The organism is Methylomicrobium lacus LW14, assembly GCF_000527095.1.
In the GTDB taxonomy this organism is placed as follows: Bacteria; Pseudomonadota; Gammaproteobacteria; order Methylococcales; family Methylomonadaceae; genus Methylomicrobium; species Methylomicrobium lacus.
Genome location: NZ_AZUN01000001.1, coordinates 357,618 through 382,026 on the forward strand (window position 1 = coordinate 357,618; position 24,409 = coordinate 382,026).

General features: G+C 56.5%; 16 protein-coding genes. 13 read left to right on the top strand and 3 right to left on the bottom strand.

The window, feature by feature from the left end; genetic code table 11:
- Positions 1-178 precede the first annotated feature (178 nt).
- The 8 genes from METLA_RS0101640 (at position 179) to METLA_RS0101675 (ending at position 15,937) form a co-directional block, all read left to right on the top strand.
- Positions 179-1,777, top strand: a complete 1,599-nt coding sequence (locus METLA_RS0101640) for a type I restriction-modification system subunit M (protein ID WP_024296891.1) — start codon at positions 179-181, stop codon at positions 1,775-1,777.
- Positions 1,778-1,803: 26 nt separating this feature from the next.
- Complete coding sequence (locus tag METLA_RS23825; RefSeq protein WP_084480037.1) at positions 1,804-2,565, top strand: GIY-YIG nuclease family protein; 762 nt, start codon at positions 1,804-1,806, stop codon at positions 2,563-2,565.
- Between the two features lie 12 nt (positions 2,566-2,577).
- On the top strand, positions 2,578-3,720 hold the full coding sequence (locus tag METLA_RS20450) for a restriction endonuclease subunit S (protein ID WP_029646318.1): 1,143 nt from the start codon (positions 2,578-2,580) through the stop codon (positions 3,718-3,720).
- Complete coding sequence (locus tag METLA_RS0101655) at positions 3,721-7,182, top strand: DEAD/DEAH box helicase family protein (protein ID WP_024296894.1); 3,462 nt, start codon at positions 3,721-3,723, stop codon at positions 7,180-7,182.
- Between the two features lie 386 nt (positions 7,183-7,568).
- Positions 7,569-10,247, top strand: a complete 2,679-nt coding sequence (gene aceE / locus METLA_RS0101660; protein ID WP_024296895.1) for a pyruvate dehydrogenase (acetyl-transferring), homodimeric type — start codon at positions 7,569-7,571, stop codon at positions 10,245-10,247.
- Positions 10,248-10,260: 13 nt separating this feature from the next.
- Positions 10,261-11,574 (top strand): 2-oxo acid dehydrogenase subunit E2, encoded by a 1,314-nt coding sequence (locus tag METLA_RS0101665; protein WP_024296896.1) that lies wholly within the window; start codon positions 10,261-10,263, stop codon positions 11,572-11,574.
- Between the two features lie 23 nt (positions 11,575-11,597).
- Complete coding sequence (gene lpdA, locus METLA_RS0101670; RefSeq protein ID WP_024296897.1) at positions 11,598-13,016, top strand: dihydrolipoyl dehydrogenase; 1,419 nt, start codon at positions 11,598-11,600, stop codon at positions 13,014-13,016.
- Positions 13,017-13,327: 311 nt separating this feature from the next.
- Positions 13,328-15,937: a glycosyltransferase gene (locus METLA_RS0101675; RefSeq protein ID WP_024296898.1), complete on the top strand. Its 2,610-nt coding sequence runs from the start codon at positions 13,328-13,330 to the stop codon at positions 15,935-15,937.
- A 39-nt stretch (positions 15,938-15,976) separates the two neighbouring features.
- On the opposite strand, the gene METLA_RS23680 is transcribed toward METLA_RS0101675, so the two are convergent.
- Complete coding sequence (locus tag METLA_RS23680; protein ID WP_281171922.1) at positions 15,977-16,111, bottom strand: hypothetical protein; 135 nt, start codon at positions 16,109-16,111, stop codon at positions 15,977-15,979.
- 31 nt (positions 16,112-16,142) lie between these two features.
- Here METLA_RS23680 and METLA_RS0101680 point away from each other — a divergent pair, with 31 nt between their 5' ends.
- From METLA_RS0101680 to METLA_RS0101690, 3 genes are all read left to right on the top strand, one after another.
- A complete protein-coding gene (locus METLA_RS0101680) occupies positions 16,143-17,663 on the top strand; it encodes a fumarate hydratase (RefSeq protein ID WP_024296899.1) in 1,521 nt (506 codons plus the stop codon).
- 52 nt (positions 17,664-17,715) lie between these two features.
- The gene (locus METLA_RS0101685) at positions 17,716-18,930 is read left to right on the top strand and encodes an argininosuccinate synthase (RefSeq protein ID WP_024296900.1); all 1,215 of its coding nucleotides are present in this window, start codon (positions 17,716-17,718) and stop codon (positions 18,928-18,930) included.
- A 135-nt stretch (positions 18,931-19,065) separates the two neighbouring features.
- A complete protein-coding gene (locus METLA_RS0101690; RefSeq protein WP_024296901.1) occupies positions 19,066-19,665 on the top strand; it encodes a hypothetical protein in 600 nt (199 codons plus the stop codon).
- Positions 19,666-19,828: 163 nt separating this feature from the next.
- On the opposite strand, the gene METLA_RS0101695 is transcribed toward METLA_RS0101690, so the two are convergent.
- The gene (locus tag METLA_RS0101695; protein ID WP_024296902.1) at positions 19,829-20,167 is read right to left on the bottom strand and encodes a cytochrome c; all 339 of its coding nucleotides are present in this window, start codon (positions 20,165-20,167) and stop codon (positions 19,829-19,831) included.
- Positions 20,168-20,423: 256 nt separating this feature from the next.
- Positions 20,424-21,824, bottom strand: coding sequence for a siroheme synthase CysG (cysG, locus tag METLA_RS0101700; RefSeq protein ID WP_024296903.1), 1,401 nt, complete (start codon positions 21,822-21,824; stop codon positions 20,424-20,426).
- An 82-nt stretch (positions 21,825-21,906) separates the two neighbouring features.
- Here cysG and METLA_RS0101705 point away from each other — a divergent pair, with 82 nt between their 5' ends.
- Together METLA_RS0101705 and METLA_RS0101710 are read left to right on the top strand one after the other, a co-directional pair.
- Positions 21,907-22,137, top strand: coding sequence for a sulfurtransferase TusA family protein (locus METLA_RS0101705; RefSeq protein ID WP_024296904.1), 231 nt, complete (start codon positions 21,907-21,909; stop codon positions 22,135-22,137).
- A 54-nt stretch (positions 22,138-22,191) separates the two neighbouring features.
- Positions 22,192-24,363: a zeta toxin family protein gene (locus tag METLA_RS0101710; protein ID WP_024296905.1), complete on the top strand. Its 2,172-nt coding sequence runs from the start codon at positions 22,192-22,194 to the stop codon at positions 24,361-24,363.
- Positions 24,364-24,409: the final 46 nt, after the last annotated feature.

A 24,409-nucleotide genomic window follows, 5' to 3' on the forward strand; every position in this document is an offset into this window, starting at 1 on the left:
CCTGAGAGTCGATATTGACTTCGAGTGCGGCAAATTTTGTAATGGAAATCCCGACAACTAAAGATTGTCCCTGGAACAATGCGTAGAGCAGCCTGCCTGTTGTATAGTATTGCGATTTTTAGCCATCATTTTCTGGCTAAAATAGCCGAATACTAAAACGAACAGGGACTGAATAAACATGCTCACTGGCGAAATTCGCAGCCAAATCGACTCAATCTGGAACGCCTTTTGGTCCGGCGGAATCTCCAACCCGCTGGAAGTCATCGAACAAATCACCTATTTGCTGTTCCTGCGCCGGTTGGACGAACTGCATACGCTGGAAGAAAATAAGTCGAATCGCCTCGGCAAGCCGATGGAGCGGCGCATTTTTCCGGAAGGCAACGACGCCAGGGGCCGCGACTACAACGACCTGCGCTGGTCCCGCTTCAAGAACTTCGCCCCGGCCGAGATGCACACGGTGGTCGGCGAACATGTGTTTCCCTTCCTGCGCACGATGGGCGGCGATGACTCCACCTATTCGCACCACATGAAGGACGCGCGCTTCACGATACCGACGCCGGCGCTGCTGGCGAAAGTCGTGGACATGCTCGACCATATCCCGATGGAGGATCGCGACACCAAGGGCGACCTTTACGAGTACATGCTCGGCAAGATTGCGGCGGCGGGGCAAAACGGCCAGTTCCGCACGCCGCGCCACATCATCCGGCTGATGGTCGAATTGACCGCACCTACCACGAAGGACGTGATTTGCGACCCGGCCAGCGGCACCTGCGGCTTTCTGGTCGCGGCCGGCGAATACCTGCGTGAAAAGCATCCGGAAATTCTGCGCGACGCCACATCCCGCGAACATTTTCATCAAGGCATGTTCCACGGCTACGACTTCGACAATACCATGCTGCGCATTGGCAGCATGAATATGGCATTACATGGTGTCGATAATCCGGACATCCGCTATAAGGATTCCCTGGCGCAGGACCATGCCGGCGACGAAGAAAAATACTCGCTGATTCTCGCCAATCCACCGTTCGCTGGGTCGCTGGATTACGAAAACACCGCGAAAGACCTGCTGGCCATCGTCAAGACCAAGAAAACCGAACTGTTGTTTCTGGCGCTGTTCCTGCGCCTGCTGAAACCCGGCGGCCGCGCGGCGGTCATCGTGCCGGATGGCGTGCTGTTCGGTTCCTCGAAGGCGCACAAGCAATTGCGGCAAATGCTGGTCGAGGAGCAGAAGCTGGACGCTGTCATTTCGCTGCCGTCCGGCGCCTTCAAGCCCTATGCCGGCGTTTCGACCGCTATACTAATTTTTACCAAGACCAACTCCGGCGGCACCGACCACGTCTGGTTCTACGACATGAAGGCCGATGGCTGGAGCCTGGACGACAAGCGCCAGCCGCTGTTGGCGGAGGACAAGCTCGGATTGGCGCCGCTGCATACCCTCAGCGCCGAAGAGCATGCCAGGAACAATTTGCCGGATGTGCTGACGCGCTGGGCATTGCGCGACCGCAGCGAGCGGCAACGTGCCCGTACCGAACAAAGTTTTTGCGTGCCCAAGGAGGACATCGCCGCCAATGGTTACGACCTTTCGATCAACCGCTACAAGGAAGTGGTGCATGAGGAAGTCGAACATTTGCCGCCCAAGGAGATTTTGGCGAAATTGGCCAAGCTGGAGGAAGAGATTCAGGCGGGAATGAAAGTGCTTGAGGGTATGTTGGCTTCGGCTCCGCTCAGCCAACGGGACTTGCCGCAATCCTCGCAAACACCACCACCCGCTCCCTGAGCGAAGTCGAAGGGAGGAACTACCATATGCCCTACATATACATCCTCGAATGCGCAGACGGCAGCTACTATACAGGCAGTACCTGGGATTTGCAGCGCCGGTTGTGGGAACACCAGAATGGTCTAGGTGCCAAGCATACTGCCAAGCACCTACCGGTATCGCTGGCTTACTGCGAAGAATGCGAGCGAATCGAAGACGCCTATTCCAGAGAAAAACAGATTCAAGGCTGGAGCCGAAAAAAGAAGCAGGCGTTGATGGCAGGGGATACGAATATGCTGCATCGACTAGCGGAGTGTCGAAATGAGAGTCATTGCCGTAATGTTCCCTTCGACTCCGCTCAGGGAACGGGCTCTAACCAGCCCACACAAACGGCCTCTACTCAGCCAACGGAAATAAGCCCTACCCAGCCAACGGGAACGAGTTCTACTCAGGGAACAGGAAAGAGTTCTACTCGGGGAACGGGCAGTTCTCAATTGACGTGCTCAGATCATCGTTCCGCTCAGTTGACGAGCCCTAGCCAAATTGAAAGCCTCAGCGAGTCCCCCAACCCTAACCGTTCTCAGAGCGAAGCCGATCAATCTTTGAACATTGATGACCGTTCCTTGAGCGGAGATGACCGTCCCCTGAGCGGAGATGACCGTCCCCTGAGCGGAGATGACCGTCCCCTGAGCGGAGATGACCGTCCCCTGAGCGGAGATGACCGTCCCCTGAGCGGAGTCGAAGGGAACAAGGCTGAGGGTAACGCCGCACATATAGCTACATTTTCGAAAGTCTATGAAAAAAGATAAGGGAGTATCAGAATGAGAAGGATGCAACGGCTAAGCGAATGTTGTGATATATCTATGGGGCAAGCTCCAAGCGGAGAGGCGTATAATGCCAATGGTAATGGCTGGCCGCTTATTGCTGGAGCCGGAGATTTTGGCGACCTCTATCCTAATGCAAAGAAATACACAACTGAGGCTTCTCGTTTAAGCAAGCATGGCGACATTATCCTTGGAATACGAGCAACCATTGGTGAAAAAGTCATCGCCGACGGCGAATACTGTCTTGGTCGCGGTGTTGCTGGATTGCGTACCAAAGAGGGTTTGGATTCTCGTTACCTGTGGCATTGGCTCACACATATCAAGCCTATCTTAGCCACCAAAGCAAAGGGGGCAACATTTAAGCAAGTAAACAAAGAGGACATCGGAGAACTTGCAATATCGCTTCCCCCCCTCCCAGAACAACGCCGCATCGCCGCCATTCTCGACCACGCTGATACGCTCAGAGCCAAGCGCCGAGAAGCCTTGGCGCAACTGGACAGCCTTACACAGTCCATTTTCATTGACATGTTTGGTGACCCTTTAACTAATCCTCATGACACAAGAGTCGTCCGTCTTTCAGAGATAACGACAAGAATTACTGATGGCGTGCATCAAAAACCAAATTACACTGATGAAGGTGTTCCGTTTATTTCGGTGAAAGACATTACTACTGGTTTGCTTAAGTTTGATGGGTGTAAATACATCAGCTTAGAGGACCATAAGAAATTCACAAGACGTTGTAAAGCCGAGTATTTAGATATTCTATATACCAAGGTTGGAGCAACTTACGGACGTCCAGCGCTCGTTGATACTGAAAGGGAATTTTCGCTTTATGTAAGTGTTTGCTTAATCAAGCCGGATAGAAAGTTAGTGGATTCGCATTTTCTGAATGCCGCTTTGGGGACTGCAGCAATAAAAAAACAGGCCGATAGCAGAATCAAAGGCATCGGAGTGCCTGACCTTCACCTCGACCAAATACAGAATCTACTAATCCCGCGGCCTTCAATGGGAAAGCAACGTCTATTCGCCGAGCGAGTTGCCACTATACAAAATCAAAAAAATCAGCACCAACAGTCATTGTCTGAGATGGATTCCTTGTTTGCCTCCCTCCAACACCGCGCATTCCGTGGAGAACTGTAAATGAGCAACTTCGCCTTCCTCCAGTCCGAGTGGTCTTTCCTTCACGAAGCGGCTATCAAAGCGGAAGGCATGGCGAACGCCGATCCGCGAACCTCCTGCTTCTACGCCCGGCGCACGCTGGAACTGGCGATGACGTGGTTATATAAGCATGACAGCGGACTGAAGCTTCCGTATCAGGACCACCTGAACGCATTGATTCACGAACCGACTTTTCGGAAGGTAGTCGGCGAGACGCTGTTTATCAAGGCCAAGCTGATTAAGGATTTGGGTAATCTGGCGGTGCATAGCAGCCGTAAGATGATGCCGGCCGATGCACTGGCCGCAACGCGGGAATTGTTCCATTTTTGCTATTGGCTGGGACGGACCTATGGCCAAAAAGCGCGCCCCGACCCCGGCCTGCTGTTCAAGCCATCCTTGTTGCCGGCTGCTGGCACCGTACCACCCCAAACGCTGGCGCAATTGCAAAGGCTGGAAACGCAACTGCACGAGCGCGACGAGAAGCTTTCCAGTCTACTATCGGACAAGGCCGCCCTCGACGAAGAACTGAAAAAACTGCGCGAGGAAGTTGCCGCCGTCAAGAAAGCCAACTCGGCGCGGCCGGACACCCACGACTATTCCGAGGCCGAAACCCGCGATTACTTCATCGATCTGTTGCTAAAAGAAGCCGGCTGGGCGCTGGACAAGCCGCAGGATACCGAGTTCGAAGTCACCGGCATGCCCAATCAACAAGGCAAAGGCTTTGTCGATTATGTGCTGTGGGGCGATGACGGCAAGCCGCTGGGCTTGGTGGAAGCCAAGCGGACGCGGAAGGACGCCAAGGTCGGGCAGCAACAGGCCAAGCTTTATGCCGACTGCCTGGAAACTATGCACGGCCAGCGTCCGATCATTTTCTACTCGAACGGTTACGAACACTGGCTGTGGGATGATGCCAGCCATCCGCCGCGCGCGGTGCAGGGCTTTTACAAGAAGCCCGAACTGGAACTGTTGATTCAGCGGCGCAGCACGCGCAAGAAACTGGCGCAGGCGGTGATTAACCCCGACATCGTCGGACGCTATTATCAGACCCGCGCGATTCGCCGTATCGGCGAAACTTTCGAGATCGATAACCAGCGCAAGGCGTTGGTGGTCATGGCGACCGGCGCCGGCAAGACGCGTACGGTCATCGCGCTGGCCGATGTGTTGATGCGCTGCAATTGGGTCAAGCGCGTGCTGTTTCTCGCCGACCGGGTGGCGCTGGTCAACCAGGCGGTCAACGCCTTCAAGCAGCATTTTCCCGATTCATCACCGGTCAATCTGGTCACCGAAAAGCACGTCGACAGTCGGGTTTGCGTCTCGACTTATCCGACGATGATGGGCTTGATCGACACTTCGACTTCGCTCAGTGCGGGCGGTGGCCTGAGCGGTGGCCTGAGCGGTGGCCTGAGCGGTGGCCTGAGCGGAGTCGAAGGCCAGCGCCGCTTTGGTGTCGGCCATTTCGACCTGATCGTGATCGACGAGGCGCATCGCTCGGTGTATCAAAAATACCGCGCCATCTTCGAATACTTCGACGCGATGCTGGTCGGTCTGACCGCGACGCCGAAGAATGAAATCGACCGCAACACCTACGGCCTGTTCGACCTGGAAACCGGCGTGCCGACCGATGCCTATGCGCTGGACGAAGCCGTCGCCGACAAGCATTTGGTGCCGCCTAAAGCCGTGTCGGTGCCGCTCAAGTTTCAGCGCGAAGGCATCAAGTATGACGACCTCAGCGAAGAAGAAAAGGAGCAGTGGGACGCGCTGGAATGGAACGAGGACGGCACCACGCCGGACACCGTCGATGCCGGAGCCGTGAACAAGTGGCTGTTCAATACCGACACCGTCGATAAAGTGCTGGCGCATCTGATGACCAAAGGGCAGAAAGTGGCCGGCGGCGATCGGCTAGGCAAGACCATCATTTACGCGAAGAACAACGACCACGCCGAATTCATCGCCGAACGCTTCAACGCCAATTATCCGCAATACAAGGGCCATTTCGCGCGCGTGGTGACCTACAAGACCGAATACGCGCAAAGCCTGATTGACGACTTTTCGAACAAGAACAAAATGCCGCATATCGCCATCTCGGTCGATATGCTGGATACCGGCATCGATGTGCCCGAAGTCGTCAATTTGGTGTTTTTCAAGATTGTGCGTTCTAAAACCAAGTTCTGGCAGATGGTCGGGCGCGGGACGCGGCTTTGCCCGGATTTATTCGCGCCGGGACAGGACAAGCAGTTTTTTTACCTGTTCGACTATTGCCAGAATCTGGAATTTTTCAGCCAGAATCCGGAGCATATCGACGGCTCGGCCAGTGAACCTCTCGGCGCTCGGCTATTCAAGGCCCGGTTGGAGATGATTGCGGAGTTGGACAAGAAGTTGTCTGCCAGGAAACAGATCGCTGAGCAGGCGGATTACCTGCTCAATGAAACCCAGTTGCGGGAGGAACTGGCCGCTTTTCTGCACCAAACCGTCACGGCTATGAACCTCGATAACTTTGTCGTGCGGCCGCAACGTAAAGCGGTGGAAAAGTATGCGGAATCCGAGACGTGGCAGAATCTCTCCAGCGAAGACTTCAACGAGCTGGCGCAAAACGTGGCCAACCTGCCCACGGAACTGGCGGACGAGGACGAAGAGGCTAAGCGCTTCGACATGCTGGTGCTGCAAACCCAACTCGCCATCCTGCAAGCCAAGCCCGGATTTGTCGGCCTGCGCGAAAAGATCCAGGCGATTGCGAGTGCCTTGGAAGAACAGGATGCGATTCCGGCCATCAGAGCGCAAATGCCGCTGATACAGGCGATTGCCGAGGACGAATGGTGGCAGGATGTGACCGTGGCAATGCTGGAAACCGCGCGGAAAAATCTGCGGGCCTTGGTGAAACTGATCGAGAAGGGCAAGAAAAAAATTGTTTATACCGATTTCGAGGATGAATTGGGCGATGAGACGAGAATAGATTTGCCTCAGGTCAGCACCGGCATGGACTTGGCGAAATTCAGGGAGAAGGCCCGTCAGTTCCTGAAGGCGCATGAAAGCCATGTTTCTCTGCAAAGGTTGCGCCGCAATCAGCCGCTGACGCCATCAGACCTTGGCGAACTGGAGCGCATGCTGATTGAAGCCGGCGGCTCGCAGGAACTGATCAACCAGGCGAAAGAACAAAGTCACGGCTTGGGCATCTTCATCCGTTCGCTGGTAGGTCTGGATAGGGAGGCGGCGACGCAGGCATTCAGCGCGTTCATCAGCGGCACCACGGCTACGCCGAACCAGATTGAATTCATCAACCTTGTCGTGCAATACCTGACCGAAAACGGCGTGATGGAACCGGATAGGCTATATGAGTCGCCATTCACCGATATTAATCCGCTGGGACCGGAGGGTGTGTTTCCGTCTGGCAAGATAGACCAGATGGTTGAAGTTCTTAGAGAGATTCGCCAAAGGGCTGTGGCGTAAGTCGAGCGATAGTGATGAGGTTCGTATGAGTCATCGGGTTTTTAATTGTACATTTAAATTGGTTGTAAGGCTTTCATGCTCCTATGGGCTGGATTCAGCAATCACTGCTTGCAAGGCTTGCGCGATGAACGGCATTCCTGCGCGGAGCGCAAGAGCTTGCGCATTACCGGCCGTTCTCCCTTACCCCCCGGAATTGCTAAAACAGGTTCTGTGAGCGTTCTCATTTGTTATATACTATGCGCCTTTTTAAGACGAGGTCTGATGGCTCCGCTGTCTGCTAAGGCGATTTTTGCAAATAGGGACGGAACCTTGGGGGAATGCTCCGGAAATGTATCAATTTCACTCGCAACGAATTCAAACACTACTCGCTAGAACAGGAACATAGAATGGCCAACAATTTAATTTCAGAAATTACCGGGCAGAACGACATCGATCCGGCTGAAACGAGGGAATGGATTGAAGCCTTGCAGGCTGTTCTGGAAAAAGACGGCAACGAACGCGCGCATTTTCTGATCGAACAATTGGTCGCGGCCGCGCGGCATTGCGGTTTTGATGTGCCGTTCAGCGCCAATACGGCGTATCTGAATACGATTCCGGTCGCGAGACAGGCCAAATACCCCGGCAACCAGGACATCGAGCAAACCATCCGCGCCTATGTGCGCTGGAATGCGATGATGATGGTGCTCAGGGCGAACAAGCATACCAACGTCGGCGGCCATATCGCGAGTTTTGCGTCCGCGGCCACCTTATATGAAGTCGGCTACAATCATTTTTGGCGCGCGCCTTCCGACCAAAATGACGGCGATTTGATCTTTACCCAGGGCCATTTGACGCCCGGGGATTATGCGCGCGCGTTTCTGCTCGGCCGCCTGAGCGAGGAACAGCTGGACAGTTTCCGTCAGGAAGTCGGCGGCGGCGGCTTGTCATCCTATCCGCATCCATGGCTGATGCCGAATTTCTGGCAATTCCCGACCGTATCGATGGGGCTCGGCCCGATCATGGCGATCTATCAGGCGCGTTTCATGCGCTATCTGCACGACCGCGGCCTGGCCGACACGACCGGACGCAAGGTGTGGAGCTTCCTCGGCGACGGCGAAACCGACGAACCCGAATCGCTCGGCGCGATCGGCCTGGCCGGACGCGAAAGACTGGACAACCTGGTCTTCGTGGTCAACTGCAACCTGCAACGGCTGGACGGTCCGGTGCGCGGCAACGGCAAGATCATTCAGGAACTCGAAAGCGAATTCCGCGGTGCCGGCTGGAACGTGATCAAGGTGGTCTGGGGTCAGCATTGGGATACCTTGTTGGCGCGCGACACCGAAGGCCTGCTCGCGAAACGGATGATGGAGTGCGTCGACGGCGATTATCAGACCTTCAAGGCGAAGGACGGCGCCTATGTGCGCGAGCATTTCTTCAATACCCCGGAATTGAAAGCGATGGTGGCCGACTGGTCCGACCGCGACATCTGGGAATTGAACCGCGGCGGCCACGATTCGCCGAAGGTGTTTGCGGCGTATCATGCGGCGGTCAACCACCAGGGTCAGCCGACCGTAATCCTCGCGAAAACGATCAAAGGCTACGGCATGGGCGAGTCCGGCCAGGCGCAAAACATCACCCACCAACAAAAGAAGATGAGCGACAGCTCGCTCGGCAAGTTCCGCGACCGTTACAACCTACCGGTCAGCGACGAACAGTTGCACGATCTGCCTTATCTGACTTTCCCCGAAGGCTCGAAAGAACTGACTTATATGCAGCAGCGCCGCGCCGAATTGGGCGGGCATTTGCCGGCCAGAAGGGCGAAGTCTTATGCGCTGGACGTGCCGGTATTGAACGATTTCAAGGCGCTTTTAGAGGCGACCGGCGAAGGCCGCGAGATTTCGACCACGATGGCGTTCGTGCGTTTGCTGAACATTCTGGTCAAAGACAAGAACATCGGCAAACGCATCGTGCCGATTGTGCCGGACGAGTCCAGAACCTTCGGCATGGAAGGCATGTTCCGCCAGCTCGGCATCTGGTCGCAGGTCGGCCAGTTGTATACGCCGCAGGACGCCGATCAATTGATGTTCTACAAGGAAGACAAGCACGGCCAGGTGTTGCAGGAAGGCATCAACGAGGCGGGCGGCCTCTGCGACTGGATCGCGGCCGGCACCTCCTATTCGACGCACAACGTGCCGATGATTCCGTTCTTTATTTATTATTCGATGTTCGGCTTCCAGCGCGTCGGCGATTTGATCTGGGCGGCCGCCGACCAGCGCACCCGCGGCTTCCTGATGGGCGGCACCGCAGGGCGGACCACATTGAACGGCGAGGGTCTCCAGCATGAAGACGGCCACAGCCATCTGATGTCCGCGACCGTGCCGAACTGCATCAGCTACGACCCGACCTATGCCTATGAACTGGCGGTGATCATTCAGGACGGCCTGCGCCGGATGTATGTGAATCAGGAAGACATCTTCTATTACATCACGGTGATGAACGAAAACTACGAGCATCCGGCGATGCCGAAGGGCATCGAACTGGACATCCTGAAGGGCATGTACAGTTTCCGCCAGGGCGCGAAGAAGAAAGGCCCGCGCGTGCAGTTGCTGGGTTCCGGCGTGATCTTCCGCGAAGTCGAGGCGGCGGCCGAATTGTTGCGCAGCGACTGGGGCGTCGAGTCCGATTTGTGGAGTTGCCCGAGCTTTACCGAGCTGGCGCGCGACGGCCGCGAGTCGGAACGCTGGAGCCGCCTGCATCCGACCGAGCCGGCCAAAGTGCCGCATGTGAGCAATTGTCTGGCGAATCAGCAAGGCCCTGTGATCGCCGCATCCGATTACAACCGCGCTTTTGCCGATCAGATTCGGCCTTATGTCGCCGCGCCGTACATCGTGCTGGGCACCGACGGTTTCGGCCGTTCGGATACCCGCGAAAATCTGCGCCGTTTCTTCGAGGTCGATCGCCACCATGTCACGATCGCGGCATTGAGGAGCCTCGCGGATTTGGGGCAGTTCGATGCGGCGAAGATTGAAGTCGCGATCGCCAAATACGGCATCGATCCCGAGATCAAAGCGCCCTGGTTAGTTTAAGCGGAAACAAAAAATGACGAATTTGGTTGAAATTAGAGTGCCTGATGTCGGCAATGTCGCCGATATCGATGTGGTCGAGGTAATGATCAAGCCGGGCGACGTGGTCGAACTGGAGCAGACGGTCGCTTCGCTCGAAACCGACAAGGCCAGCATGGATTTGCCGTCGAGTGCGGCCGGTACGATCCAGGAAGTCTTTATCAAGCGCGGCGACAAGGTGTCCGAAGGCACCTTGATTGCGACGGTCGCCGCGGCAGCGAGCGTTGCGCCGGTCGTACAGGCGGAAGCGCCGAAAGCGCAAGCCGCGCCGGTCGAAGCGCCGCAAGTCGAGAAAGCGCCGGAACCGGTAGCGGCTCCCGCTCCCGCTCCCGCTCCTGTGAAGGCGGCGCCGATCGCGCCAGTCGCGATTCCGGAAGAAACCGGCGCCGCCTTGGCCGCGCACGCCTCGCCGTCGGTGCGCCTGTTTGCACGCGAGTTGGGAGTCGATATTGCGAAAGTGACCGCCGGCACCGGCCGCAAAGGCCGCATCCTGAAAGAAGACGTGAAAGCCTATGTCAAAAAGGCACTGACCGAACCGGCGGTTGCGACCGGCGGCGGCATTCCGGCGATTCCGGCGGTCGATTTCTCGCCATACGGCGAGACCGAAATGGTCAAATTGAGTAAAATCAAACGCCTGACCGGACAAAACCTGAGCCGAGTCTGGCTGAATCTGCCGATGGTCACCTACCATGAGGAGGCCGACATCACCGACCTGGAGGCATTCCGGACTCAGATCAATGCCGAAAAGAAGAACGGCGAGGTCAAAATCACCGGCCTGATTTTCCTGATCAAGGCGCTGGTTGCGGCGATGCAGCAGTTCCCGAGCTTCAATGCTTCGCTGTCGAGCGACGGCGAGAGCCTGATCCTGAAGAAATATTACAATATCGGCATTGCGGTCGATACCCCGAACGGCCTGGTCGTGCCGGTATTGCGCAACGTCGATAGCAAAAGCATCAACCAGCTGGCCACCGAACTGGCCGAGAAAAGCGAGAAGGCGCGCCAGGGCAAACTGCTGCCGGGCGACATGCAGGGCGGCTGTATGAGCATCTCGAGTCTCGGCGGCATCGGCGGTACCGCCTTCACGCCGATCGTGAATGCGCCGGAAGTCGCGATTCTGGGTGTCACCCGCGCCAAGATGCAGCCGGTCTGGAACGGCAGCGAGTTTATTCCGCGTTTGCTGCTGCCGCTGGATCTGACCTATGATCACCGCGTGATCGACGGCGCCGAGGGCGCGCGCTTTATGGCCGCAATCAAAACCTATCTCGGCGATCTTCGCCGCCTGTTACTTTAAGAACCCCGGAGACTCATCGCGATATGAACGACGCAACATTGCATTCGGAAGTTTTGGTTTTGGGCGGCGGTCCCGGCGGCTATACCGCGGCGTTTCGCGCGGCCGATCTCGGCAAACAGGTCACATTGATCGAACGTTACCCGGTATTGGGCGGGGTGTGCCTGAATGTCGGCTGTATTCCGTCGAAGGCGCTGCTGCACATGGCGCAGCTGATCCATGAAGCGGAAGAGGTTCAGAGTCACGGTTTGAAATTCGGCAAGCCCGAGATCGACATCGATAAGATTCGCGCCTGGAAGGCGAGCGTCAGCAAATCGTTGAATGACGGGCTGGCGGGGCTGGTCAAACAGCGCAAAATCAATCTCGTCCAGGGCACCGGCCGCTTTACATCAAAGAATTCTGTCGAGGTCGAGACGCCCGAGGGCGTCAAGACGATCACTTTCGATCAGGCGATCATCGCGGCCGGTTCGCATCCGACGCAAATTCCGTCGTTTCCGAATGACGACGAGCGCTTGTGGGATTCGACCGATGCCTTGGAGCTGAAGCAGGTTCCGAAGAAGCTGTTGATCGTCGGCGGCGGCATCATCGGTCTCGAAATGGCGACCGTCTATCATGCGTTCGGCTCCGAGATCAGCGTGGTCGAATTGATGGATCAGATCATTCCGGGCTGCGACAAGGACCTGGTCACACCGCTGCAGCGCAAGATCAAGAAGCAATACAAAAACCTCTGGCTCGAAACGCGGGTCACGGCGATCGAACCGCAGGCCGACGGCCTGAAAGTCGCGTTCGAAGGCAAGGGCGCGCCCGAATCGGACATTTTCGATGCGGTGCTGGTCGCGGTCGGGCGGCGGCCGAACGGCAAGCTGGTCGGCGCGGAAGCGGCCGGCATCACGGTCAATGAACAGGGCTTCATTCCGGTCGATAAGCAGCAGCGCACGAATGTGGCGAATATTTTCGCGATCGGCGACATCGTCGGCAATCCGATGCTGGCGCATAAGGCCGCGCATGAAGGCAAGGTCGCAGCCGAAGTCGCGGCCGGCCATAAAGCCGGCTTCGATGCCTTGACGATTCCTTCGGTCGCTTATACCGATCCCGAAATCGCCTGGATGGGGCTGAGCGAAAATCAGGCCAAGCAGCAGGGCATCGAATACGACAAGGCTGTATTTCCGTGGGCCGCGAGCGGCCGTTCGCTGAGTCTCGGTCGCAAGGAAGGCGTGACCAAGATCCTCTGCGACAAGGAAACCGGCCGGATACTTGGCGCGGGCATGGTCGGTCCGAACGCGGGCGAGTTGATCGCGGAAGCGGTATTGGCGCTCGAAATGGGCGCCGACGCGGACGACATCGCGCTGACGATCCATCCGCATCCGACCCTGTCCGAGACATTCGGTTTTGCGGCCGAAATGATCAACGGCACGATTACCGACCTTTATATCAAAAAAGGTTAATGTAAGAAAAGTGGACTATGATTCCGCTTTCTTCGGTCTTTTACCGGAGAGAGCGGGGCAATGCCGTCCTGCAGCCCGGATCGGGGCTGGCATAACGAAGTCCGAGCGCATGGCGGATGCTCCACATAAACAAATGATTTAAAATTAGCATTTGCCGCGGGCGATTTGCTCTATAATTCTGCGGATCAAAACGGTCGGCTTATGATGGTTTTATCGATCCGGCTCGACATCATCGAGCCCTTATCGGCCGACCCTTTCCAAACTTCATTCCCAACAACCGCATTCACTATAAAATACTTTCGAGTATCTTGATGAAAAGAACACTAACGATTTTGCTAACCTTGGCCGTGTTGGTCATGGTCAATTTCAGCATTTGGAGTCACATCAACAACCCGCTGCAATTGAAGTCTTGGACCAAGACCACGATGGGGGTGACTTTCGATCCCCGGCGGAAAGAATACACCCAGAAAAACGGTCAATTCCCGACCGAGGCCGAAATCGATTCTGATCTGGCCGTGCTCGAAAACAAGGTGCATGCGGTACGTACCTACAGCGTGCTGAAAGGCTTGCATAAGATCCCAGAACTGGCCGCCAAGCATAATCTGAATACGACCGTCGGCGCCTGGATCGACGGCGATCTCGAAAAAAACCGTCAGGAAATCGAGACCCTGCTGCAGGTCAGCAATGAAAATAACAACAGGATTGTCCGGGTGATGGTCGGCAACGAGGTGTTGTTCCGCAACGACATCACCACGCAGCAACTGATCGATTATATCCGCGAGGTCAAGAAGCGCACTTGGCGTCCGGTCAGTACCTCGGAAACCTTCGACATTTGGCTCAAGCACCCCGAACTGGTCGCCGAGGTCGATTTCATCGGTGCCCATATCCTGCCTTACTGGAACGGCATTGCGGTCGAGGATGCGGTCGATTTTGTGTTCGAAAAATACGAGGAATTGAAGAAGGCCTATCCGAATAAACCGATCGTGATTACCGAAGTCGGCTGGCCTTCGGACGGGCAGCCGTACAAGCATGCGACCGCCTCGCGCGCCAATCAGGCGTTTTTCCTGCGTGAATTTCTGAACCGGGCCGCCGATCAAAAGCTCTCTTACTACATCGTCGAAGCGTTCGACCAGCCGTGGAAGATGGAGATCGAAGGTTCGGCCGGCGCCTACTGGGGTATCTTCAATGCCGACCGCCAAGCCAAATATCCGATGGACGGCGCGGTAGTCGCTTTACCCGGCTGGAAACACTGGGCGACCGGCGCGGCAGGCGTCAGCGCGGTGTTGATGGGCCTGTTCCTGTTTACGCGTCGAACGCTGGCCTTGCCGGGCATCGTCTTTTTCGGTCTGATCACCAACCTGGCGGCGTCGTTCATCTTCTGGACCGTGTCGATCGGCGCGCAGCAATATCAGACCGAATTGACGATCGCATTCTGGGTTTTGCTGATCCTGATGCAGATACTGGCGTTGACGATTCTGTTGATCGAAACGATGGAAATCGTCGAAGTGGTCTGGCACCGCCGCACCACGCGCAGCTTCCAGCCGCTGACGCCGACGCCGGAATTCCGTTATCCGAAGGTTTCTATCCATCTGCCGATTCATAACGAACCGCCGATGATGGTGCGGAAAACCTTGGAGGCGCTGGCCAAGCTCGATTATCCGCATTATGAAGTGCTGGTGATGGACAACAACACCAAGGACGCCGAGGTGTGGGAGCCGGTGCGCGATGACTGCGAACGGCTGGGCGAGAAATTCCGCTTTTTCCATCTCGAAAACTGGCCCGGCTTCAAGGCCGGCGCGATCAACCATGCGCTCGAACAGACCGCTCCGGATGCCGAAATCATCGCGGTGATCGACAGCGATTATATTCTGTCGCCGGACTGGCTTAAGGCGATGGTGCCTTATTTCGATAACGAGAACGTCGGTTTCGTGCAATCGCCGCAGGATTATCGCGATGCTCATGTGAACACCTTCAAACGCTTCTGCTACTGGGAATATGCCGGCTTTTTCAACATCGGCATGGTGCAGCGGAATGAATACAATGCGATCATCCAGCACGGCACGATGACGATGGTGCGCAAATCGGCGCTGTCCGAAGTCGGCAAATGGTCCGAATGGTGCATCTGCGAGGACAGCGAACTGGGTCTGCGTCTGTATGAAGCCGGCTACGATTCGGTCTATGTGAAGGATTCGTTCGGTCGCGGCCTGATGCCGGATACGATGTCCGGTTACATGACGCAGCGATTCCGCTGGGTTTACGGCGCGATGCAGATCATCAAGGCGCACTGGAAGAGTTTCACCCCAAGCAAGAAGTCGCCGTTGACCTCGGCTCAGCGCTACTATTTCGTCGCCGGCTGGCTGCCGTGGTTTTCGGATGCGCTGGCTCTGGTATTTACGGTTGCCAGCTTGATTTTGACCGGCGTGATTCTGCTCGATCCGATTCACAGCGAACTGCCGGTTACCGCGTTCCTGTTGCCGACGATCGGTTTGTTTACCTTTAAAATTCTGCGCAGCCTGTGGCTCTATCAAGCCAAGGTGCCGTGCTCGATTTGGGAGTCGTTCGGCGCTTCGCTGTCCGGCCTGGCGCTGACTCATACGGTCGCAAGGGGTGTTTGGCAGGGCATGTTCGTTCCGGGTAAGCCGTTCATGCGCACGCCGAAGTATGAAAAACAGGGGCCGCTGTTCGCGGGTCTGATGGTGGTCCGCCAGGAATTGTTCTTGTTGTTGTTGCTGATCGCAGGCGTGGTCGGCATGAACTCACTGGAGCATTTCGACAATCTGAGCGGAAAGCTGTGGATGGGCGTGCTGTCGGTACAGGCCGTGCCGTATCTGGCGACGGTGATTACGCTGCTGATGAGCATCTTGCCGCATTACACTAAAAAATCGGCGTTGACGATCGAAGAGATCGACGAGTCGATTTGACGTTGACCTGCCGGGTTTGACAACCTGGCGGGGTTCCCATCAGATAGGTCGGGGCGCCCCCAAAAGCGCCCTGACGACATGGCTTCCTTGATTGATTTTTACGTCCGCTTCGATCGTTATTGATCCTGAATGGATCGGCAAACGCGCGCTGGCCGACCCTGTCAAAATATTCATGTCTGTTCCATCTCTCCGGTAATAACCCCGTATGACGATCATCAAACAAGACGATTTCATTCAAAGCATCGCCGATGCTTTGCAGTATATCTCCTACTATCATCCTGCTGATTTCATCCAGGCGCTCGATGCGGCCTACCAAAAAGAGCAGAATCCTGCCGCGAAGGATGCGATGGCGCAAATCCTGATCAATTCCCGAATGTGCGCGGAAGGCCGGCGGCCGATTTGCCAGGATACCGGCATCGTGACGGTATTTTTGAAGATCGGCATGCAGGTGAGCTGGGATGCAAGGCTCAGTGTCGCCGACATGGTCAATGAAGGCGTCCGGCGCGCCTATTTGAATCCGGACAATGTCTTGCGCGCGTCGATTTTGCAGGACCCGGCCGGCAAACGGAGCAACACGAAAGACAATACGCCGGCGGTAATCCATATGGAGGTCGTGCCGGGCGACAAGGTCGAAGTGAATGTGGCGGCCAAAGGCGGCGGCTCGGAAGCGAAGGCCAAATTTGCGATGCTGAACCCCTCCGACAGCATTGCCGACTGGGTGCTCAAAACGGTGCCGACGATGGGCGCCGGCTGGTGCCCGCCCGGCATTCTCGGCATCGGCATCGGCGGCACCGCCGAAAAAGCGATGCTGCTGGCCAAACAGGCGTGCATGGAGTCGGTCGACATTCAGGAGTTGATCGCGCGCGGTCCCAGCAATGCGCTTGAAGAGCTGCGCCTCGACCTGTATCAAAGAGTCAATGCGCTCGGCATCGGCGCGCAGGGACTGGGCGGCCTGACCACCGTGCTCGACATTAAAATCCTCGATTATCCGACCCATGCGGCGAACTTGCCGATTGCGATGATTCCGAATTGCGCCGCGACCCGGCATGCGCATTTCGTACTGGATGGCACGGGTCCTGCCGAACTCGCGCCCCCTCGTTTGGACGACTGGCCGGCAATCAGCCGGGAAGGCGCGCCGGCGAAGCGCGTCAATCTCGATACGGTCACGCGCGATGAAGCGGCTAGCTGGCAGCCGGGCGATACCTTATTGGTCAGCGGCACCTTGCTGACCGGCCGCGATGCGGCGCACAAGCGCCTGGCCGACCTGATCCAGCGCGGCGAAGCCTTGCCGAAAGGCGTCGATTTCAAGAACAAATTCATCTACTACGTCGGCCCCGTCGATCCGGTGCCGGGCGAAGTGGTCGGGCCGGCAGGACCGACGACCGCGACGCGGATGGACAAATTCACCGAAACGATGCTGGCGGATACCGGCTTGCTCGGCATGATCGGCAAGGCCGAACGCGGTCCCGAGGCGATCGCATCGATCAAAAAACATCAGGCGGTCTATTTGATGGCGGTCGGCGGCGCGGCCTATCTGGTGTCGAAGGCGATCCGTAAATCCCGCGTGGTTGCGTTCGAGGATTTGGGCATGGAGGCGATCCATGAGTTCGTCGTCGAAGACATGCCGGTCACCGTCGCGGTCGACAGCCGGGGCGTTTCGGTGCACGAAACCGCGCCGGTCATCTGGCGGAAAAAGATCGCCGATCTCGCGGTCCTGTCATCCTGAGCCCGCTTTCGGTATAATTAGCGGTATTTTTAACCAAGAAATTTAAGGCGCTATGTCGGAAATCAAAAAAGTGGTATTGGCTTATTCCGGGGGCTTGGACACCTCTGTGATTCTTAAATGGCTGCAGGACGTTTATGACTGCGAAGTCGTGACTTTTACGGCGGATTTGGGGCAGGGCGAGGAAGTCGAGCCGGCGCGCGCAAAAGCGCAAGCCATGGGCATCAAGGAAATTTATATCGATGATCTGCGCGAAGAATTCGCCCGCGATTTCGTATTTCCGATGTTCCGCGCCAATGCTATTTATGAAGGCGAATATCTGCTCGGCACCTCGATCGCGCGCCCTTTGATCGCAAAGCGGCTGATCGAGATTGCGAATGAAACCGGCGCCGACGCGATTTCGCACGGCGCGACCGGCAAGGGCAACGATCAGGTGCGCTTCGAACTGGGCGCTTATGCGTTGCGTCCGGACATCCACATCATCGCCCCATGGCGCGAATGGCAATTGACTTCGCGGCAAACCCTGCTCGACTATGCCGAAAAGCACGGCATTCCGGTCGAAATGAAAAAAGGCAAGGCGTCGCCTTATTCGATGGATGCGAATCTGCTGCACATTTCCTATGAAGGCCGCGTTCTCGAAGATCCTTGGGCTGAGCCGGAAGAAGACATGTGGCGCTGGACCGTTTCGCCAGAGACCGCGCCCGACAAGCCGACCTATCTTGAATTGACCTACCGACAAGGCGACATCGTCGCGATCGACGACGTGCCGCACACGCCTGCCGAAGTGATGGAGAAACTGAACAAGATTGCCGGCGAAAACGGCATCGGCCGGCTCGACATCGTCGAAAACCGTTATGTCGGCATGAAGTCGCGCGGCTGCTACGAAACCCCGGCCGGCACCGTGATGCTGAGAGCGCACCGCGCGATCGAATCTTTGACGCTGGACCGCGAAGTCGCGCATTTGAAGGACGAATTGATGCCGCGCTACGCGTCGTTGGTTTATAACGGCTACTGGTGGAGCCCTGAGCGCCAGATGTTGCAGCAAATGATCGACGCCTCCCAGGTCAATGTGAACGGCAAGGTCAGAGTCAAATTGTACAAAGGCAATGTGACCGTGGTCGGCCGTCAGTCGGATACCGACAGTCTGTTCGACGAAAGCATCGCGACTTTCGAGGACGACGGCGGCGCTTATAATCAAAAGGATGCCGAAGGTTTCATCAAGCTGAATGCGCTTCGGATGCGGATTGCGGCGGCAAAACAATTGCGCTGATTCACAAAAATTATGTGGCGATGACCGATTAGCTTGTATAATTCGTGCCGAGTCATAGTATTACGATCTTTTCATAACTATAAAAAGAATTGAACCGGATAGGGGGCGATTATCCGGTTCGAGAGGCGTTAATTGATGAGCGAAAATCAAGAATTTCATTCACAGATCATCGAGGTGCGAGGCAGACTGCAAAGCATCCCTTCGGCTCAGGCTTTGGTTAAGGCGAATCGGTTCTTGCTGCGGACTGTTTGTCTGTTGACTGTTTTGGTCGCTGTTCTCGGTTATTTTGTGGTTCCGCCCTATCAGTCCGGTGCTTATCCGAAAAAGCAGCCGACCCTGGCGAATGCGGGCGAGGGCAATTCGGTGCTGAGCTCCGAAGTGAATGCGTTGAAAGGCCAGGTGATCGGTCTGGTCAGCGGTTCGATCGAAAGCAAGCTCAGAATGCTCGAAGACAGCATCAAAATGGGGGCGGCGGCCAGCTCGTTGGGCACGATCGAGGATTTGAAAAACGACGTGAAGGTGCTGCGTTCCTATTCGGAACCGGCGCAAAAGGTTCAGAAGACGGCCGAGACTAACGAGCAGGTGCTGCAAGAGATGTCGCAATTAAAGCGTCTGATCTATGTCAGTCTGGCGTCCTGCGGCTTGATGTTGGCGGCGATCGCCGGCATCTGGTTTAAGAATCTGAATCTCCTGACTTACCGTCAAACGATCAAGAATTATCTGCACAAACCCTAATGGCTTGTTGCGGAACATAAAAAAGCCGCGTTTGCCAGATGGCAGACGCGGCTTTTTTTTATTGAGGTGAATTTGCGTAAACTTGGCTCTATGAAAGGGTTTACGAAAACTCACTCGCTGCCTTGAGCAGGGCGTTATCCAACACCCTGCCAAGCGCAGAGGCTTATTTCGTTTTCAGATATTCGTACAAATCATCAACAGCCAGTTCTTCGGTCAGACCGGCTTTTTTAACGGCTGGGTTTTTCATGATTTCATCCAGCGCTTTTGGCATGCCGCCTCTGCCGTCGCGCAGAACTTGTTCGAATTTCGCTCTGTCCAGGGTGCCGGCTTTGATCAATTCAGACAGTTGTGGGTTAGAAGCGATGTCGTGGCAAGTACCGCAGCCACGGCCGAAAGAACGATCATAGATTTTTTTACCGATTTCGGTAGCTTCGCTGGAGAAAGCTTGTCCGCTCAATGTGATCAAAGCGATACCCGCGAATGTGGCTAATGATTTTTTCATGTTGACCTCTCTTGATGATGAAAGGACTGCAGAACAGTCCGATTAATAGTTAAACTCGCTAAGGATAAGGAATTTAACAGGAAACTTCAATTCTTATTCTTTTCGATCGACGCTATCAATTCGTTGCGAGCTATTATCGCTGCTGACAATGAACACGGACTGAATTGAACCGGCGTTATTATCGCAAGGATTGGCGATCAGGGCTAGCGTTTCGGGCGAAAATCCGCTGATTTACGCCCGATTGACGCAGGCCGATTCAACTGGCGGGATCTTGAGTCGTCTTGAACCATTCCAGCTTGCTGTGCAGGCTCACGACCGTGCCGATGATGATCAGCGTCGGCGCCTTGATGTGTTCGCCGGCGACCTGGGACGGCAGCGTGGCGAGCGTGCCGGTAATCACCCGCTGATGCTCTGTGGTACCTTGTTGGACTAACGCGATCGGCAGGTCTTTCGGGCTGCCGTGGGCGATCAGCGATGCGCAAATCTGCTCCAGTCCGACCAGGCCCATGTAGATCACGATCGTCTGGTTCGGCGCGGCCAGCTGCGTCCAGTTCAGATTGACCGTGCCGTCTTTCAGATGGCCGGTTACGAAGGTGCAAGACTGCGCGTGATCGCGGTGCGTCAGCGGAATGCCCGCATAGGTCGCGCAACCTGAGGCGGCGGTGATGCCGGGCACCACCTGAAAAGGAATGCCTTGCTGCATCAGGGTTTCGATTTCCTCGCCGCCGCGGCCGAAGATGAACGGATCGCCGCCTTTGACTCGCGCGACGCGCTTGCCGGCTTTGGCGAGGTCGGCCAGCAAGACATTGATCGATTCCTGGGGCAGGGTATGGTCATCGCGTTGTTTGCCGACATAAATCCTTTCCGCATCGCGCCGCGCCAGATCGAGAATTTCCGGGGTGACCAGGCGGTCATAAACGATCACATCGGCCTGCTGCATCAGCCGCAAGGCGCGGAAGGTCAACAAATCGGGCGCTCCTGGCCCTGCGCCGATCAGATAGACTTCGCCGGTAGCTTGCTGTGGATCGGTCTGCGCCAGGCTTTCTTGTAAATAGTGCTCGGCTTCTTCGTCCTTGCCCGCATACACCAGTTCGGCCGCGCGTCCCTGGAACAGGTTTTCCCAGAATATCCGCCGCAGCGCGGGCTTTTCAATCGTCTCTTTGACCTTGCCGCGGTACTTTTCGGCAAGCCGGGCCAGGCGTCCGTAACTCGGCGGCACGACGCTTTCGATCTTGGCCCGAAGCAGCCGCGCCAGCACCGGCGAGGCGCCGCCCGAGGAAACCGCGGCGATCACCGGCGACCTGTCGATGATCGCCGGAAAAATGAAGCTGCACAGCGCCGGGTTGTCGACCACGTTGACCGGGATGTTTCGTTCCTTCGCGAGGCGGGAGACCCAGGCGTTGGTTTCACCGTCATTGGTCGCCGACACGACCAGCCGAACCTCACCCAAGTCCTCGGCCGCAAAGCGCTTTTGCAGCAAGGTCAACGGAGGGCTGGTTTGGATCGAGGTGACGCTGCCGCCGATTTCTTCGGCCACCACGGTGATGCGCGCGCCGGCCCGGGACAACAGTTCGATCTTTCTGGCAGCCACTTCGCCGCCGCCGATAACCAGGCAGGGCTGGTCCTTGAGGTTTATAAAAAGTGGGAAATAATCCATTTCGCTGCGATCATTCTCGGAGAGTTGGGAGAATGGTATTATAGGGGGTCTTTACCGAGTCATTACAAGTTAAAATCGAACGATGGTTGAATTTAATATCGAAGTCGACGCAACGGGCCTGCATTGCCCGCTGCCGCTCTTGCGCCTGAAAAAAGCCTTGCTGGACATGGACAGCGGCGATGTGGTCAGAATGATCGCGACCGATCCGGCCGCGCATCTGGATATCGGCGTTTATTCGGACCAGTCCGGGCATAAAATCATCGAGTTTGCCCGGCACGCGGGGCAGCAAATTTTTTATATCCGCAAAAAATAAGCGACCGTTGGATGTTTTTCCGCCGCTTCGTCTTTCTTGCCTCCTTTCGACATCATGAATCATAGCGTCCTTCCTCCCATTCCGGGATACAAGCCACTGAAGAAATTGCGCACGGTATTGGCGATCGCGCGCGGCTGCGTGCTGCTGTCCGCGCTGCGCCAGGAAAACGAGGCAACCGTTTCGCACGATCAAACCAAGCGCGTAACCTATCTGACCGAGCTGTTCTCGCATATTCACCGGGAGATGTATCAGGACTGGAAGGAACAGCTGACCGTCGGGCACCGGCCGGGGTCGATGCTCGATCCGGGCAAGCGTCAGCAATTCCGCAAGGCGGTGGCGGGACTCGTGCTCGACGATGAAAAGTGCCGCGACACGGCCGTTTTCGACAATAACGGTTTCGTGATCCGCACCGTCGACATTGCCGAACGCCTGGCCGGTTTCTATCTGAAGATGCGCAGGATTCGGCCGTTTTCGTACGGCAACCGGATCACGCTCGATTTTTTCATGACCGTGCTCGGCAAGCTGCCGGCCTTCAAGAGCGTTTATGAAGCCGGCATCGATTTTCGCCGGCTGAGCGCCGAAGATGCGCAGGCTTTGCATGATCAGAGCAGTTCGCTGGACGCGCTGACGACCGCGTTTGAACATGCGCTCGATCCTACGCGCACGCAAAGCCTGCAAAACCAGTCGAACGCTTTCGGTAAATGGCCGGAACATAAAACCTTCGTCGGCGGCATTCCGTTTTTGTCGCACCGCACCGAGGACGGCATCGATTGCCTGGTCAGAATCGACGGCGGCCTGGTGCCGCTCGACAGCGTGCATGAAGAAGACTTTGTGGCCGGCAAACATTTCGCGGATTTTCCGCGCCGGGTTTCCGAGCATCTGGTCGGTTATTTGCCGGGCACCGAGTCTCTGCGTGAAGCGGGAAAACACGACATCGATGGCGTTCGGATCAGCGCGGATGACGTGGCGCCGCTGTTCTGCCTGGACATCAACATGCTGACCGGCCTGCGTCTGCCGAGCCATACCGAATTGATGGAACTGCTCAGGCATTGCGAAGGCGGCAAAACGCCGATTTTCAAGCTGGCCAATAACGAGGCGCTGAAAAACCGCTTGCTGATCGCGGCCGATGGCGATGTCAGGCTGAAACGCGCCGTCGAAATCGCCTACGAACGCCTCGGCCACATCATCGCGAAGCTGGAAGCGGCCAAAGCGGCGATCTTTGAAGGCAAAACCCCGGATGCGAATCCGAAACTGTTCATGTGCATGGGCGGCGCCGGCGCCGGCAAGACCGCGGTCGAGGAGATCGCCAAGGCGCAATGCGGCGACAATTTCGTGATCGCGTCATTGGATGAGTTCCGCAAGGTCAGCGATTTATATCTGGTGCTGACCACCGCCGGCCATCACAGCGACGATTACGTCTATGTCGAACCGTTCGCAAACCGCCTGCGCGACATGGTCGCCGACCATGCGCGCACGTTCGGCTACAACCTGCTCTATGACGGCACCAGCATCCCCTATCATCCGCGTTATTCGAACCTGGTCAAGCAATTCAAGGAGGCCGGTTTTCATACTCAGATCGCGGCGGTCGATGCGTTCATCGTAAAGCCGCAAGGGCGCGAGGAAGAACTGTTCCGCTCCGGCGTGATCGACAGCGTGAAGTCGCGCTTCGAAGACACCGGCCGCGCGCTGCCGTGGGTGATCACCGTCTACAAGCACATCCGTTCGCCCGAATCGTTTCTGAACGCGCTCGAAGACCCGGCGCTCGACAAACTGGCGCTGTTCGCGAACGACGGCGAGCGCGGCAAGCATTATCTGGTCGCCGAAAGCTTCCTCTTGTCCGACCAGCAGGTGGAAATCTTGCGCGAGAAGCAGGGGGGCGGCGGCATGGCCGAGCATTTGCGCCTGATCATCGCCTGGCGCTACGATTCGCTGTTGAACGTGCTGTCCCTGGGAGACCAGGACCGGTTGGCAGGATTGCTGGCGCGTAATCCGGCGTTTGACGAGAGTAACGTGGCCTACCAGATTTATCCGGTGCAAAACGGCAACCGGGTGCTGTTGATCTACAACACCCGCCGGATGATCGATTTCGTCGAAAAACGTCAGCTCAATCCGCATGCCTCCGGCGAGGAAGGGCTGTTACACAAACCCGAAGCATTGGCGTTCCATGTCGATCCGCATACCAAAGAGCCGTGGATGACCCGTCTGCAAGGGTCGGTGAGCGGTTAGTATTGGCGTGGGCGGAGCCTTTCCGCCCACCATCCGGCTGAATAGC

Excerpts from the sequence above, each read along its gene's own strand:
- METLA_RS0101640 (WP_024296891.1), top strand. The coding sequence starts at position 179 with ATGCTCACTGGCGAAATTCGCAGCCAAATCGACTCAATCTGGAACGCC.
- METLA_RS0101665 (WP_024296896.1), top strand. The coding sequence starts at position 10,261 with ATGACGAATTTGGTTGAAATTAGAGTGCCTGATGTCGGCAATGTCGCC.
- METLA_RS0101710 (WP_024296905.1), top strand. The coding sequence starts at position 22,192 with ATGAATCATAGCGTCCTTCCTCCCATTCCGGGATACAAGCCACTGAAG.
- METLA_RS0101705 (WP_024296904.1), top strand. The coding sequence starts at position 21,907 with ATGGTTGAATTTAATATCGAAGTCGACGCAACGGGCCTGCATTGCCCG.
- aceE (WP_024296895.1), top strand. The coding sequence starts at position 7,569 with ATGGCCAACAATTTAATTTCAGAAATTACCGGGCAGAACGACATCGAT.
- METLA_RS0101690 (WP_024296901.1), top strand. The coding sequence starts at position 19,066 with ATGAGCGAAAATCAAGAATTTCATTCACAGATCATCGAGGTGCGAGGC.
- METLA_RS23825 (WP_084480037.1), top strand. The coding sequence starts at position 1,804 with ATGCCCTACATATACATCCTCGAATGCGCAGACGGCAGCTACTATACA.
- METLA_RS20450 (WP_029646318.1), top strand. The coding sequence starts at position 2,578 with ATGAGAAGGATGCAACGGCTAAGCGAATGTTGTGATATATCTATGGGG.
- METLA_RS0101655 (WP_024296894.1), top strand. The coding sequence starts at position 3,721 with ATGAGCAACTTCGCCTTCCTCCAGTCCGAGTGGTCTTTCCTTCACGAA.
- METLA_RS0101695 (WP_024296902.1), bottom strand. The coding sequence starts at position 20,167 with ATGAAAAAATCATTAGCCACATTCGCGGGTATCGCTTTGATCACATTG.
- METLA_RS0101680 (WP_024296899.1), top strand. The coding sequence starts at position 16,143 with ATGACGATCATCAAACAAGACGATTTCATTCAAAGCATCGCCGATGCT.
- METLA_RS23680 (WP_281171922.1), bottom strand. The coding sequence starts at position 16,111 with ATGAATATTTTGACAGGGTCGGCCAGCGCGCGTTTGCCGATCCATTCA.
- cysG (WP_024296903.1), bottom strand. The coding sequence starts at position 21,824 with ATGGATTATTTCCCACTTTTTATAAACCTCAAGGACCAGCCCTGCCTG.
- METLA_RS0101685 (WP_024296900.1), top strand. The coding sequence starts at position 17,716 with ATGTCGGAAATCAAAAAAGTGGTATTGGCTTATTCCGGGGGCTTGGAC.
- METLA_RS0101675 (WP_024296898.1), top strand. The coding sequence starts at position 13,328 with ATGAAAAGAACACTAACGATTTTGCTAACCTTGGCCGTGTTGGTCATG.
- lpdA (WP_024296897.1), top strand. The coding sequence starts at position 11,598 with ATGAACGACGCAACATTGCATTCGGAAGTTTTGGTTTTGGGCGGCGGT.